The organism is Fervidobacterium gondwanense DSM 13020, assembly GCF_900143265.1.
Lineage (GTDB): Bacteria > Thermotogota > Thermotogae > Thermotogales > Fervidobacteriaceae > Fervidobacterium > Fervidobacterium gondwanense.
Genome location: NZ_FRDJ01000004.1, coordinates 135,731 through 150,439 on the forward strand (window position 1 = coordinate 135,731; position 14,709 = coordinate 150,439).

13 protein-coding genes are annotated in these 14,709 nt (G+C 40.6%); 5 read left to right on the top strand and 8 right to left on the bottom strand.

Features of this window, described 5'->3' with window-relative positions:
• Positions 1–18: 18 nt before the first annotated feature.
• Positions 19–756, bottom strand: coding sequence for a C40 family peptidase (locus tag BUA11_RS05035; protein WP_245789528.1), 738 nt, complete (start codon positions 754–756; stop codon positions 19–21).
• 400 nt (positions 757–1,156) lie between these two features.
• Here BUA11_RS05035 and BUA11_RS05040 point away from each other — a divergent pair, with 400 nt between their 5' ends.
• The 5 genes from BUA11_RS05040 to BUA11_RS05060 all read left to right on the top strand — a co-directional run bounded on the left by BUA11_RS05040 (position 1,157) and on the right by BUA11_RS05060 (position 6,355).
• Entirely contained in the window at positions 1,157–2,416 is a 1,260-nt protein-coding gene (locus tag BUA11_RS05040; protein WP_072759054.1) for an ABC transporter substrate-binding protein, read from the top strand.
• A 70-nt stretch (positions 2,417–2,486) separates the two neighbouring features.
• Positions 2,487–3,401 (top strand): carbohydrate ABC transporter permease, encoded by a 915-nt coding sequence (locus BUA11_RS05045; protein WP_072759056.1) that lies wholly within the window; start codon positions 2,487–2,489, stop codon positions 3,399–3,401.
• Positions 3,398–4,210 (top strand): carbohydrate ABC transporter permease, encoded by an 813-nt coding sequence (locus BUA11_RS05050; RefSeq protein WP_072759058.1) that lies wholly within the window; start codon positions 3,398–3,400, stop codon positions 4,208–4,210. Before BUA11_RS05045 ends, BUA11_RS05050 begins: the two co-directional genes overlap by 4 nt.
• A gap of 130 nt (positions 4,211–4,340) precedes the next feature.
• Positions 4,341–5,354: an alpha/beta hydrolase family protein gene (locus BUA11_RS05055; protein ID WP_143145280.1), complete on the top strand. Its 1,014-nt coding sequence runs from the start codon at positions 4,341–4,343 to the stop codon at positions 5,352–5,354.
• The gene (locus tag BUA11_RS05060) at positions 5,348–6,355 is read left to right on the top strand and encodes an alpha/beta hydrolase (RefSeq protein WP_072759060.1); all 1,008 of its coding nucleotides are present in this window, start codon (positions 5,348–5,350) and stop codon (positions 6,353–6,355) included. The genes BUA11_RS05055 and BUA11_RS05060 overlap by 7 nt, the downstream gene beginning before the upstream one ends.
• Before the next feature lie 49 nt (positions 6,356–6,404).
• Here the strand turns inward: BUA11_RS05060 and pepV are convergent, their stop codons facing one another.
• The 7 genes from pepV to BUA11_RS05095 are packed head-to-tail and all read right to left on the bottom strand — an operon-like array spanning position 6,405 to position 14,680.
• The gene (gene pepV, locus BUA11_RS05065) at positions 6,405–7,796 is read right to left on the bottom strand and encodes a dipeptidase PepV (protein ID WP_245789529.1); all 1,392 of its coding nucleotides are present in this window, start codon (positions 7,794–7,796) and stop codon (positions 6,405–6,407) included.
• A 58-nt stretch (positions 7,797–7,854) separates the two neighbouring features.
• Positions 7,855–8,871, bottom strand: coding sequence for a LacI family DNA-binding transcriptional regulator (locus BUA11_RS05070; RefSeq protein ID WP_072759063.1), 1,017 nt, complete (start codon positions 8,869–8,871; stop codon positions 7,855–7,857).
• Positions 8,871–9,353 carry an RpiB/LacA/LacB family sugar-phosphate isomerase gene (locus tag BUA11_RS05075; protein ID WP_072759065.1) on the bottom strand — a complete coding sequence of 161 codons (483 nt, stop codon included), beginning with the start codon at positions 9,351–9,353 and terminating at the stop codon, positions 8,871–8,873. The genes BUA11_RS05070 and BUA11_RS05075 overlap by 1 nt, the downstream gene beginning before the upstream one ends.
• A gap of 16 nt (positions 9,354–9,369) precedes the next feature.
• Entirely contained in the window at positions 9,370–10,809 is a 1,440-nt protein-coding gene (locus tag BUA11_RS05080) for a hypothetical protein (protein ID WP_072759066.1), read from the bottom strand.
• The gene (locus BUA11_RS05085) at positions 10,806–12,827 is read right to left on the bottom strand and encodes an alpha-glucosidase (RefSeq protein WP_072759067.1); all 2,022 of its coding nucleotides are present in this window, start codon (positions 12,825–12,827) and stop codon (positions 10,806–10,808) included. Before BUA11_RS05085 ends, BUA11_RS05080 begins: the two co-directional genes overlap by 4 nt.
• 30 nt (positions 12,828–12,857) lie before the next feature.
• A complete protein-coding gene (locus tag BUA11_RS05090; RefSeq protein ID WP_072759068.1) occupies positions 12,858–13,820 on the bottom strand; it encodes a transketolase family protein in 963 nt (320 codons plus the stop codon).
• Positions 13,817–14,680: a transketolase gene (locus BUA11_RS05095; RefSeq protein WP_245789530.1), complete on the bottom strand. Its 864-nt coding sequence runs from the start codon at positions 14,678–14,680 to the stop codon at positions 13,817–13,819. The genes BUA11_RS05090 and BUA11_RS05095 overlap by 4 nt, the downstream gene beginning before the upstream one ends.
• Positions 14,681–14,709 lie beyond the last annotated feature (29 nt).

Below are 14,709 nucleotides of genomic sequence, written 5' to 3' on the forward strand. Positions count from 1 at the left end.
CGTTTACTTGCTATTTTATCACATCGATTTAATCGTGCCAACCTTCCTTACTTGGCTTTTAAGATACCTCCCGTACTCTTCCTTTTCTAAGTCGGTTATCGAAACGCACATATGGTGTCCGTTGGCATGTATAACCTTATTTTCACTCATATACAGCATCACGTGTCCTTTCATAAATAATAGGTCACCACTTTTTGGGGATTCTGCGCTCTCGAGATATTCTTCCTGTTGATTGGCATCTCTTGGGATGTCTATTCCTAACACATCGTAAAGTCTATTAACGAATCCTGAACAATCGAAACCGTACGAGGAAGTGCCACCCCATAAATACGGAATACCTAAGAACTGTAAAGATATCTCTACAACATCTTTAGTCTCGACAGTTGGTGCATCTAATAGCGAATAACTTCTCCCATCCGGTAACAAGAAGGTATCACCGTCTCGATACAGTCTACTACCAAACGGAAGCATATAAGAAATCACACCGGATGTTCTGCAAAATGGTGCTGAAATCTTCACCTGTTCGAATCTTGATAGTTCCCGATATTCTTCAAGAGTAAGCAAATATAATGTATGCTTGTTTATAAACCCTCTGTAGTTTAACCTAATATCACTTGCATAGACATAATCATTTTCCTCTTTCAGTATTTCAACAAACTCACCGAAAACGAGCTGGTGTACTCTTTCACTCTTGAACTTAGGTTCAGATCTCACATCTGTAACGGGATTAATAACAACTCCGTACAACTTTTCCAAAAAAACCCCTCGCCTTCATCTTTTTTTACTCCATCTTTCTTACATAATTATAGCATAATAAAGGTTTCAAATTATTTCAGCAAGCTTTCTTTCATAAAATTCAGAAAGGCTGAGAAAACGAAAGTATTTGAACGTTTGGAACAATTACAAGCTAATAAATTTATAGGACAAAGAACTTTTGAATTGAAAAAATAAAGTGCTGTTTTGGTATAATTGCGTCGAACAGTTTCGGTAACGTTACCAATAATCTATCTACCAGCCCGTTGCGAAGTCAAAAAAATCAATTGCCACCAAACACGGAGTTTTCAAGAAGGAAGGGAGGTTGAAAAACGTTTTTTCGTATTTTTATGGGTCTAAAACTTAGTAAATCTTTCAGGAAAAGAAGAAAGGGGTGGAGTGTATGAGAAAAGTGTGGTTCTTGTTAGCTACGATTCTTTTGCTTAGCCTCGCAGGTGTTGTACTTGCTGAAACAGCAAAAATTACAATCTGGGCTTGGGACCCGAACTTCAACATCGCAATCATGAACGAAGCCGCTGCACGATACAAAAAGATCAACCCAAATGTCGAGTTTGAAATCGTAAGCATGGCGAAAGCAGACGTTGAACAGAAGCTGAATACAATATTGGCTTCTGGTGTGAAGACAGGTTTACCAGAAATAGTTTTGATCGAAGACTATAACGCACAAAAATACCTTCAATCATATCCGGGTGCATTCGCCGACTTAACAAAACAATTCAACTACTCTGAATTTGCACCATACAAGGTTAAGCTGATGACATTGAACAACAAAGTGTACGGTGTTCCATTCGATTCTGGCGTTGCAGGTTTCTTCTACAGAAGAGATTACTTGGAACAGGCAGGATTCAAACCATCAGACCTTGAAAATATCACTTGGGATAGATTCATAGAGATAGGAAAGGTCGTCAAAGCGAAGACTGGAAAATACATGATAGGAGCAGATCCATTTGACGGCGGATTAATGAGAATTCTCCTCCAATCAGCGGGTTCATGGTACTTCGATAGCAAAGGAAAACCATACATTGCAAATAACCCTGTTCTCAAAGAAGCCGTAAAACTTTATAAGGAAATAAGGGATTCAGGTATCGCAAAAGAAGTTTCAGGATGGAACGAATGGGTTGCTGCATTTAATAATGGCGATGTTGCGACGGTTGTGACGGGTGTCTGGATCGTAGGTTCTATAAAAGCTGAAAAGAGCCAGAGCGGAAAATGGGGGCTTGCACCAGTTCCAAGAATGAATATCAAAGAGTCCGTTAACGCGTCGAACCTCGGTGGTTCAAGTTGGTACGTACTCCAGAACAGCAAATATAGAGATGTTGCGATTGACTTCTTAAAGAAGATCTACGCAAGAGATTCTGAATTCTACCAGAAGATTCTGATCGATAGGGGAGCAGTTGGCACTTGGTTGCCAGCACAAGGCGGTTCAGCATATAAAGCAAAAGATCCATTCTTTGGAAACGATGCAATATACGTTAAATTCTCAGAATGGATGAAGAAGATTCCAAGCGTTGATTACGGTGTTTACACGTACGAGGCAGATGCTGCAATAATGAGCGTAATGCCTGATGTGTACTCTGGAAAGCTATCAATCGACGAGGCGTTGAAGAAAGCAGAACAACAATTCCTCAACAGTATAAAGTAACTTTGTTTCAAGCCGGGAAGACAGAGATGTCTTTCCGGCTTTTTATTCTTGTATCGGGAGGAAAGAAGACATGACTTTTAGAACCAAGAAGACAGGGATTGAAAAAGTTTGGAATAGATGGGGCTGGATTTTCATAAGTTTGATGTTGTTCGGGATTGCACTCTTCATTTTTTATCCGATTGTTTATTCTTTGTATCTTTCAACCTTTTCAACACGCGGCTTTTTGAAAACTTTCGTTGGATTCGGAAACTACATACGTTTAATCCAAGATTCGTACTTTATCCTCGCTTTGAAAAATGTCTTGATCATATTAGTAATCCAAGTGCCTATAATGCTTTTACTTGCATTGGTGTTTGCAACCCTACTAAACGACCCGAGGTTGAAGTTTAAAGGTATTTACAGAACCGCTCTGTTTTTGCCAGCGGTGACCTCTCTTGTTGCATACACGATATTGTTCAGGATGATGTTCAGTAACGAAGGACTTATAAACAACTTTTTGCTTTCGGTCGGGATTATAAAGGAACCGATAAGATGGCTATTGGATCCATTCTGGGCAAAGGTAACTCTAATCATCGCTCTAACCTGGCGTTGGACTGGTTACAATATGATGTTCTACTTGGCGGGGCTTCAGAACATTCCAACTGAAGTTTATGAAGCAGCAGAAATAGACGGAGCTTCAAAAACTGTTCAGTTCTTTAAGATCACAATTCCATTGCTGAGACCTATAATACTTTTTACCACTATCACTTCAACTATAGGAACTCTACAACTTTTCGATGAACCGATGAACCTTGCAGCAGGTGTCGTGACTGGCTCGAGTGTTGGACCTGGCAATTCACTCCTCACACCGTCAGTCTACATTTACAACGTATGTTTCAAGTACTCTCCAAACTTTGGTTACGCATCTGCAATATCTTACGTAATAGTTTTAATCGCCGCAGTTCTTGCTATCATACAGTTTAAAGTGGCAGGTGAAAGAAAATGAGAAGGAAATTGAGATACCTCTTCATATACATATTTCTCACATTGTCAGCTTTCATATCGGTTTTTCCATTCTTTTGGATGATCGTCGGGAGCACGAATAAGTCTGTTGATGTTATAAAAGGGAAACTCACTCCCGGAAATCAATTCCTAATTAATTTCAAGAACTTATGGGATAATTATAATCTCGGAACAGTGCTGCTCAACTCTGCAAAGATATCAGCTTTAGTCGTTATCTTTTCAGTTATAGTCTCATCAATGGCAGGTTATGGCTTTGAAATGTACGTTTCGAAAGCACGAAATAGACTGTACGGATTGATGCTATTAACTTTGATGATACCTTTGGCTGCGCTGATGGTTCCACTTTTCAGGCTAATGTACTTTTTCAACCTCATCGATTCACACTGGGGTGTTATACTTCCTCTCATTCCTTCAGTCTTTCTAACGTTCTTCTTCAGACAGAGCTTTAGTCAGTATCCAAAGGAAATAGTCATGGCTGCAAGAGTCGATGGAGCAAATGAATTAAGAATATTCTTTTCTATCGTTTTGCCATCAATGAAATCTGCATATGCTGCGGCTGCTATTTACGCCTTCATGACAAGCTGGAACGCTTATCTCTGGCCACTTGTGATTATTCAGAGCGAACAAAAGAAGACCATGGTACTCTTAATCTCCAATCTTGCCTCTGGTTATACACCTGACTTTGGTGTTGTAATGATGGCTGTTGTTATAGCCACTTTACCGATGCTGATTGTCTTCTTCTCGCTGCAAAGATACTTCGTCCAAGGTGTTTTGGGGTCTGTAAAGCAGTAGTAAAGTAGTTCGTCAAATATGGGCAAAGGGTGGAGAAGAAAAGAGTGTCTCCACCTTTTTTATTTATGCGTTTGTGAATGAAAGAATGCTATAATTGAAATACCAGAATTATTGTGCAGAGGCGATTTGAGTGAGAAAATTCACTATTTATAATGATGATAAGACAATCAAGAGAATACTTGTTTTGAAATTAATCTTATACGTTATTTCACTAGTTATTGGTCTTAGCAATTTTTTGCTACTTTTGTTGATACTCTTTATCCTAAATATACCACTCCTCAGAAAGTCGGTATTCGGTCGTCTCCCAACAGATACGAAGGTTCTTAGAAAAAGTGGTGTATTGAGATTTTACGAAAGCTATGAGTACTTGCCAAAACTCAAACTTGACATATATTATCCCGTAGAGTATTTTCGCAAGAACGTTCCTGAAATGACGCAAGATGTGAAGGAAGACGTCTTAAGATCGGCAAAAGGTATAGTTCTCTTTGCACACGGTGGCGGTTGGATAACAGGTTATCGAAGACAACCAAACAACACTTCATGGTACAGATACCTGGTAAGTGAAGGTTTTATCGTTGCAACAATCGATTATGAAAGAGGCTACAAAGCAGGTATAGAGCAGTTGGTCGATGAGTTGGAGATCGCATTGCAATTCGTAAAAGGTATCATGAAAAAGCAGGGAGTTGACCGAAAGATTTCTTTGATGGGGTTGTCGGCGGGAGGTCATTTAGCTCTCCTAACAGCAAGTAGGTTTCCCGAGGATGTGGATAGAGTTGTTGCATACTATGCACCATGCGATTTGCTGGATATCTGGAAATCACCTTCCATTTTTGCACGTATAGCGGCTGCTACAACTTTAAAGAGGTTACCAAATAAGGATAGATATATATATGAAAAGTATTCTCCTTTAAATAGCGTGAATGAAAAGTTTCCAAGTACTTTACTCGTTCACGGACTGAAGGATTCCGTGGTATCTTTTCACTCTTCGGTAAAGATGTTCAAAAAGCTTAGAGAAAATGGAATAACATCAAAGCTTCTCTTACACCCTTCCGGCGAGCACGGATTCGAATTCGTGTTGAGAGACAAGAGAACTATTGATATAATTGAAAAGACAAGCGTTTTCTTGGAGGGACAAGTATGGTAAGCTTTGAATATACCGGTAAGATTAAAGATTATACTCAAGGATATATAATGAAATCAAAAAGGTTTAGAGGTATATTTACCCGTTTTCACACGCTTTATCCAAATCCTGAAAAGGGAACAGAAATCGTCGAGTATTACCTATTCGACCCGAAGGAAGAACCAGTCGGCATTTTGTTCATACTCCATGGCCTCGGTACAAGTAATATACCGTTTTTGCTATGGATGGCAACCCACTTAGCAAATGCCAACGTGCGTGTGGTCATGCCAATTTTACCGGGTAATTTTACGCGTGTAGCTCACGGTTCAGTTAGCGGAAAGGATTTCTTTGATACGGATGTAGAGAAAGCAACAAAATTCTGGGAACAGTCTGTTGTAGATGTGCTTACCATAGTTGATCACGTTAAAGACCAAGGACTTTGGATAGACAATTCACACCTTTTCGGCTTCTGTCTCGGTGGGATGGTTTCCGTCATGATCAACGCATTTAGGAACGATTTTAAACGAACCATACTTATGACCGTTGGTGGAGAAATGGCAACATTAATGTGGCATTCACCAACCTTGGCGTATTTTAGAAGAAGTGTCGAGAAGCTTAAAGCAGGGGGTAAGATAAAACATTTTATCGATGATCAGAAAAAGTTTAAGGAAATATTTGCCCAACAACTCGCAGAGCTGGAAAAATTTAGAAGTGTTGAAGAAATGCAGAATAGTGACATACATCCATATCTCAAACTTGACCCTATCGCTTACGCTCAGTTTGTGGATAAGAGCAAAATAGTATTCGTTGAAGCGTTATTCGATAAAGCACTTCCGTTGAGAAGTAGAAAGTTGTTGTGGGAAGCACTTGGTAGACCAAGAAGGTATATAATCCCGAGTGGCCACGTCACTTGGTTGCCCTTTGGATTCATTGTCGCAAGATTCATATTGCAGAACATGGGCATAAGGGAATTCAAAAAGCAGATGGAACTGCTGAAGAAAATTGAATTGGAAGAGAAAAAATAAAAATAAGCGCCTCATAAAAGAGGCGCTTATTATATATAAGTCAAATTACTTATTCGTTAATTAGCCATTCGTATATAAGTTTCGTGTAGATTTTGATGTACTTTTTGAACGATTCTAACGACCAGGATTCATCTGGTTGGTGCATATGTGTGTCCTCTCCTGGAAACACGGCGCCGTAAGCTACTCCGTACGGTACACTCCTTGCATACGTTCCTCCGCCTATCGCTAATGGTTCCGTGGTATCTCCTGTCTCTTCCCTATAAATCCTCAGCAGTTGCTGTACAAGATCACTGTCTTTTGATACGTACAACGGCTTACTGTAACTTTTTCTTTCCACTTCAAATCCTTTCATTGCTTCTTTAATTTGAAGTGTTAGCATGTCAACGTTGTAGAATATCGGATGGCGAATGTTTATAACAGCTTCCACTATACCATTTTCAAGTTTTAAAATCCCAAGGTTGCAAGTTAACTTCCTGCTCACATCGTCCTGACCAGAAATACCAAGGCCTATGCCATAGTAGTCTTTACCAAGGCGCTCGTAAAGTGTTTGGAATACTTCACTGTTCGGTCCAAAGTCTATTCTTGAAAGGATTTCCAACATACCAGCTGCTGCGTTGATGCCAGCTTCTGGATGTGCACCGTGAGCAGATTTTCCAAAGGACTTTATTGTTATCTTGTTTCCGTCAACTGTACATTCGTATTTGCACATACCTTTGTAATTTGAAACGAGATATTGTATTTCCTTAACTTTGTCAGTTTCTAAAACTGCAATACATTCTTCTGGGACAACGTTTGCTGCAGTGCCAGCTTTGAGCTCCAAAACTTTCGTGCTGTATTCTCCGGAAATTTGTCTTTTTATAGAATAAGTCACTATACCTTTCTCAGCGAAAACAAGTGGAAAATCGCCATCAGGAGTTACCGCTGCATCAGGATATGGCTCTTTTGTAAAATAATACTTCAAACATTGTGAACCGTTCTCTTCATTTGTTCCAAGGATAATCCTTACCCTATTTTTCGGTTTTTCAACCAACTCAGAAGCGATCTTAAGTGCAAACAGTGCTCCAATGCTTGGTCCTTTGTCATCCGAAACGCCTCTTCCGTACATCTTTCCTTCTCTAATAACCATTTTAAATGGATCATCAGTCCATCTACTTCTGTCACCTTCCGGAACAACGTCCAGATGCCCAAGCACTGCGTAAAGTTTTCCACCTTGACCATATTCGACGTGCCCTGCGTAATTATCAACATTTACTGCTTCAAAACCGAGCTCTTTCGCTATATTCAACGTTTCGTTCAGTGCCTTTGCAGGTCCTTCGCCAAATGGCATGCCTTCTTTTGGCTCCCCCATCACAGACGGAATAGCAATAACCCTTTCAAGAGCTTTCAAAATGTCATCAAAGTACTTATCAACAAGTTCGTTGATTTTTTCGTTTACTCCCATCTTCATTCCTCCCTGAATTTTTTCTCATATAAATATTTTATCACACTCAGACAGTTTTTTATCTCTTGATAGTTGAATTTCTCACTACTAATTCAACTGGCAACGTTAATTCAGTCACAGAGCCACTTTCAATGTTATTCATCAATATCCTAAAAGCCTCCGCACCCAGTTTCGGTTTGTCCGTTCTCACTGTAGTTAAAGATGGCTCTACTATCGAGGAAAAATATATGTCATCAAATCCGACTATTGACACATCGTCTGGAATTCTGATACCTCTTTCTTTCAATGCTTTCATAACAGCAAAGGCATAGACATCATTGTAGCAAATTATACCATCATATTCAAACTTCGTTTTATTCTTCTCGATAAACTTAACGAAAGTATCATATCCGTTGTCGAAACCATCTTTCGAATATATTACTTCAAGCTTTGCGCTAACATTTATTTCAGAAATAGCCTTTCTTACCCCAAGTTCTCTCATTTTGGATGCGTACTTATACTTCTCGGCGTTCACAAGTAGTAACTTTTTGTGGTTATTTTCAAGCAAATGTTTTGCGGCCAGATACCCTCCCTTTTCATCATCACTGCACACGTAGTTTGTCACCAGTTCGTCAAATTTACTACCGATGATAACATTTGGAATTTTCTCATCAACAAGTCTTTTCAGATCATCATTTTTTGTCTGAACTGCCGTTATTATTAACCCTTCAACCCTTCTCTGCAGGAGTATTTCTATTGCTTTTTCTTCGTTTTCATAACTTCTATCCGTATTGATGAGTATTATTGTATAGCCATATTTCTTTGCTTCAAGTTCAACACCTTTTATCACTTCCGCATAAAAAGGATTGGTGTTGTCGACAACAACAACACCAACGATGTGCGACCTTTTCGTCCTCAAAGCACTTGCAGCACAATTTCGCATATACCCAAGTTCTGATGCGACTTTCAGAATCTTTTCTTTCGTCTCTCGCTTGACATACCCTCGATTACCAAGAGCTCGAGAGACAGTATTAATTGAATAGCCTGAAATCTTGGCAACGTCCTTAATTGTGACGAAGTCCTTCTTCTTGACCATTATTTAAAATTCTCCTCCTCAATCTTTTGAACTTCTTTGTATGCGTTATTGAGGAACTCCCGTCTCCATTCCGGGAATCCTTCGGTAAAAGACGATTCAAGCCATTTATCAACTATATCACAAGCTTGCTCTGGTGCAATAACCCATCCACCCATTGTCAAGACATTTGCGTTATTCACAACTTTTGCCATCTTGCCTGTGTAACTCCCTTCTACCGCTACTGCGTATATGCCTTTGAATTTGTTAGCAACTATAGACATTCCTGCACCTGTCCCGCAGATAAGTATCCCTCTTTCAAATTCGCCTGACTGTATCTTCTTAGCAACTCTTGGAGCGACAACGTAGTAAGGAAACCAGTTTTCTAAATCGAGTGTGCCCACATCTTCTACGTAATATCCTTTCTCTTCTAAATGCTTTTTAACCGCTTCTTTGAGTGTGAATCCAGATTTATCTGAGCCAATCACAAGCCTTTTTTCAGACATAACTGCACCTCCAGCATCAGATTTTTTTGTAGTTCTGATAATAGTCTTTGTAAGGAACTTTCTGTACAGGATCGATACTCAACCAGTTCATGACCTCTATGACTTCGTTATCCCATGTTCCTTTGACCACGGGGAAGTGGTGTTCCAACTTCCTAACGAGAAGCGTATTAACTAAGTCGAGGATATTTATTTCCTCGCCGAAATATCTCAGTTTACCGAACCAACCTCTGCTGCCGTCGTAATCAGGCTTGTTTTCGTTTGACAAGAATTCACCAGAGAGAACAAAGTATTCTGATAGGTTGTTCCCAATCCTCGCTATAGTTGCTGGCATCTGTGCAAATTGCATGCTCGAAACGGGTGCCATCGTCAACCAGCCTCTGTCTTCGGTGTACGGTCCAGGATTGAAGTGTCTTTCCAACACAGGAACGTTTTTTGAATAATACCTGCTCCCAATACCGCAGTGCCACAAGAATATGCTGTTATCATTCGTATCAAAACTTGATAAATCCATCAATATCGCAGGATAATCTGCTACGTATTCCAACATTTTCATGCTCAAAAGACTGATTATATCGCCTTCGCAAACTGTTGTGTTGCCCTCATCAGAGAGGAATGCATACGCACCGCATGGCACCATGCCGAGCTCAGATCTGAACCTGGGCCAGCAGCTTATCGCAAGTCCATCGTAATTCCCCTTCTCGGAGAGTTCTCTGACTGCGCTCACAAGCCGAGCCATCTTTTCAAGGAAACCTTTCGTAAAATCGTCCGCTATATTGTATTTTTCTCTTATTTCATTCTCCACTGCTTTGACTTTAATCTCATTTTGTTCTAAGAACATCTTCTTTAAATCTCCAAATTCTATCTCATCGACCGAAACGCGGAATTTCTTCATAAACTCTCGGGGATCATAGAATAAGTTATCAAAACCAGGTGCGCGTCCGCCGACCAACGCGTAGTTAGAACCTTGTATGTTCTTAATGCTCCTTAAAGCCCTTATTGTAACCTCAAACCTTCTTCTAAACAATTCGTCTTCAGGAAATCCGTAAAACCATTTCGCATCCTTTTCTAAATACGGCATGTACCTATCGAGTATGCTCATGTTGAGATTCATATTACAGAACGAATTTAGCGGGAGTGGTCCTGAGTTTGTTATCTCAGGCACAGCCCACAGTCCGAGGTAAGCTTTTGTCTGCCCGAGGATTTGAATCAGATATCCTGAAGAAAACGACGTCGATTGAACAAGGAGAAGATCGACGTTTTCTCGTTCCATTTCGTTGAGTGCTTCAAGAGCATCTTTTTTTGTAACCACAAAATCTTTACGCCAGTAGAATTCAAACCCCATTTCCTGAGAAAGCTTTTTCAATCCTTCTACACTTCTTTGATAAACTTCCTGCTTATTTCCACGGTAGTTCAATTGAATAACTCCGACAAGCCCCACTTTCAACTTCTTTTTCATTGCGCACCACCAACTTTCTCAAACAAAGCACCCCATTCAGAATTTTGCCTGTAAAACACGGGTGGATAGCCAATTGGAGCATCTATTTCATACCAACCGCCGCTGTATTTTTTGTCACTCCAGAGGTTCACCCATTCATCTTCAGGTAAGAATACTTTTTTCGTACTTTGACCACTTTCAATAACTGGCGCTACTAACAAGTCTTCGCCGAAGAGATATTCGTACTTCATTCCTTCGGTGTCTTCAACTTTGTATTTGAGATTAAGTGGCATGATTATCGGGTTGCCGGTCGTAGAGTATCTTCCCACAAGATTTTTTATGTACGGCTTTAATAAGGCATGTATTCTACTCATCTTTGCGAAATGTAGCAACGTCTCTTCGTCGGAATCGAATTGCCAGTTCTCATCAGGCCAGTTTCCTTCATGCGTTCTCATAACCGGTGTAAATGTAGCTTGTTCCACCCATCTCATGAACAATTCTTTTGTCCTCTTTGTCACCACGACGTCCGGGATATTTTTGGCGAGTGTCGTGTACCCTCCGATATCTGAATGCGTCAAGCCTATTCCAGACATTGTCATCGAAAGAGCAGCAACGATTACAGACGGTAACCCGTCATCTTTTGACCAGTTTACCATCTGGTCACCATGCCAGAAGAGAGTGGAATATTTTGAACTGTAAAGGTTACCTGCCCTCATGAAAAAGACAACTTCACCACTTTTGCCTGCCTCTGCCACAGCTTCAGCATTTATCTTCGCCCAGTCGACCGGGAATCTATTGTGATAAAGCTCAGCGGGTGTACCATCGTAAAGCACCGCATCCGTTGGCAAGTACTCACCGAAATCCGCCATCCAGCCAGAGAGTCCTATACCTATCATGTTCGTCTTTATCACATTCTTTATCCATTCCCTCGCTTCCGGATTTGTAAAATCAACCAAAGCTGCTGGGAATGTCGTGACAACAACGTGGTACTCTTCACCGTTTGGTTTCCTTACGAGATATCCTTTTTCAGACGCCTCTTTGTAAAGCGAACCCTCGAGAGCTAAGAACGTGTTTATGTATCCAAGCGTCCTAATACCCATGTTCCTGAGCTCTGAAATCATCTCTGGAAGATTCGGGTACATGTTTGCATCGTACACCCAATTCCACATCAGTTGCTTTCCAAAAGTTGTGACTCTCTTCCCTTCCCAGTCCTGAATCCACAAACCAGATATTTTCAGACCTTTATCCAAGGCATTTTTTATCTTCTGCATCACAATGTCCCTACCGCCTTGGAGTCCTAAAATCACGCCATCGTACACCCAGTCAGGCAGAGGATTTGGCAGTCCTATTCTTTTCGTCAAATTTAAAACAGTCTCATATAGGTTATCTGCAGTGCCAAATTCAATGCTTTTCGGGATTTCATGTATTTCTATTTCATGGAAGTTCTTGTGAGAGAAATCAAATTTGCTGTAAGCGTAGGTTTCAAAAATTGCGTAATACGATCTATTAGAAACAAACGTTGGTTGTGGGAAGTATGTCGTGTACCAATCACCACCCGCATCGTCTTTAAAATTCGCAAAGTGCGTTATTATATCTCTCTTGTTTCGTCCAACTCCCTGCTCAGAAACCCACAAAGGCACCCTCTTTCCGCGCAGATTCAAATACGAAAATTGCTCGCCACAACCGTAAATCTCCTCGTTTTCAGATGTTGGTATGTAAAGCCAGAATCTGTTGAGCCCGTGTGAGTGTTCAAGAATTCTGATTTTTAAAGAATTGCTTTCAATGGTGAATTCACACTTCACCTGTTCGCCATTGTCGGAGAGAAATAATATCTCACACGTTTCGTTACTAGAAGTGAGAACTCTGAATTTCTTCAGAGGGATTTTCTCTTTGTAATACTTCGATATGTTAAAGTTACCGTGCGACATCTCGTAGCTGTTTTCACCGTACCCAACGGCAAGAATTGGAAAATCCTCGGCATGGATTAACTCAAAACCTCCAAGTTTAATTCTCAACGATTTATCTTTAATCTCGAACATTCTTATCACCTCATTAATGCTCTCCATAATCTATTTCGTTCTCAGCAGGTTCTTAGATGCATCGTATATATCTTTTGCTGTCATTTTGTACTTCTGGAGCAAGAAATCTGTCAGTCCAACTTCGCCGAAATGATCTCTCACTCCTATTCTTGCAACTGGAACGGGATAGTTTTCTGATACCACTTCGCAGACAGCGCTACCCCAACCGTTCAATATGCTGTGGTTCTCCGCCACAACGATTCTTCCGGTCTCTCTCGCTGCTTTGATTATTGTCTCTTCATCGACCGGTTTAAGCGTGTACATATTCAAAAGTCTAACGCTTATCCCTTCTTCCTCGAGCATATTTGCTGCGATAATCGCTTGTCCAACCATGAGCCCGGAAGCGATTATTGTTATGTCTTTTCCATCTTTCATTGTAAAAATCTTTCCAATCTCGAATTTTTCATCACCGTTGAAGAATTTATCTTTTCTCCTTCTGTACATTCGCGTGTATACAGGTTTTTCATGATAAATAATATCTCTAAAAAGCGAAGAAAACTGGTAAGCATCAGCGGGTTCAACAATTACCATATTTGCAAGATTCCTCATTATCCCAGCATCTTCAAAGCTCATGTGAGTCCCACCGTTCAGTTCTGCGGTGACTCCCGGATCTGTTCCCATTATCTTTACTGGTAAACCTGCGTAGGCTATAGAAATAGTTATCTGGTCAAACGCGCGTCTTGTAGCAAACGGGGTAAAGCTGTGCGCTATTGGTATTAATCCCATGTTGGCAAGTCCTGCCGAAATTCCCATCATGTTAGCCTCGGCAACGCCTACGTCGATAAATCTTTCTGGAAATCTTTCTTTGAACTTTAGAGTGCTGTCTGATCGTGCTAAATCAGCATTTAAGACAACTATTCGTTCGTCTTCTTCTGCAAGTTGCAATAAGAGTTCACCGTATGTTTCTCTAAGTTCCTTGTCAGTTTGTGTTGGCAGTGGTAATTTATCTGTCATCTTGCATCATCTCCTTCGATCTCACTTCTCAATGTTGTAAGTGCTATCTTTAGCTCCTCTGGTTTTATCGGCATATTGTGTGACGTTACTTTTCCTTCTGAGAAGAACGCACCTTTACCTTTCACTGTGTGGAGAATAATCATCGTAGGCTTTTCTTCTTGTGATAGTCCTTCGCGGATTGCGTTGTAAATCTCCTCGACGTTATGCCCATCAACCTCTATCGTGTGCCAATTGAAAGAGCTCCATTTGTCGGAAAGGGGTTCAAGGTTATTTACCTCGTGAATGTATCCGTCTATCTGCATCTTATTGTAGTCTGTGAAGGCAATTAAATTATTTAGTTTGTTATGTGCTGCAAACATCGCAGCCTCCCATATCTGGCCCTCTTGCGATTCGCCATCACCTATAAGTGCGTAAACTTTGACATCAGATTTCTTTATTTTCGCTGCAAGTGCCATACCAACAGCTGCTGACAAACCTTGACCAAGAGAACCGGCGGTCATATCTACCCCTGGTGTTTTCAACCTGTCACAGTGGCTCGGAAGATTCGTGTTTGGTTTGTTCAAAGTGTAAATCCATTCGTATGGAAAATATCCAAGGTCAGCCAAAACGGAATACAAAGCAGGACCTGCATGACCTTTCGACAAAACAAATCTATCTCTACCTTCCCACTTTGGATTGTTCGGGTCTATTCTCATCACCTTGTAGTAAAGTACCGAAAGGACTTCTGCTATAGAAAGCGAACCACCGACATGTCCAACACCGAGGTGTCCTATCATCTCTAATGTAATAATCCTAATTTGAGTGGCTTTCTTCCTCAAAAACTTTATCTCCTCTTGGGTGAGAGCTGGCAAAGTATTCAAAATAAATCCCTCCTTCTAATGTTATCAAA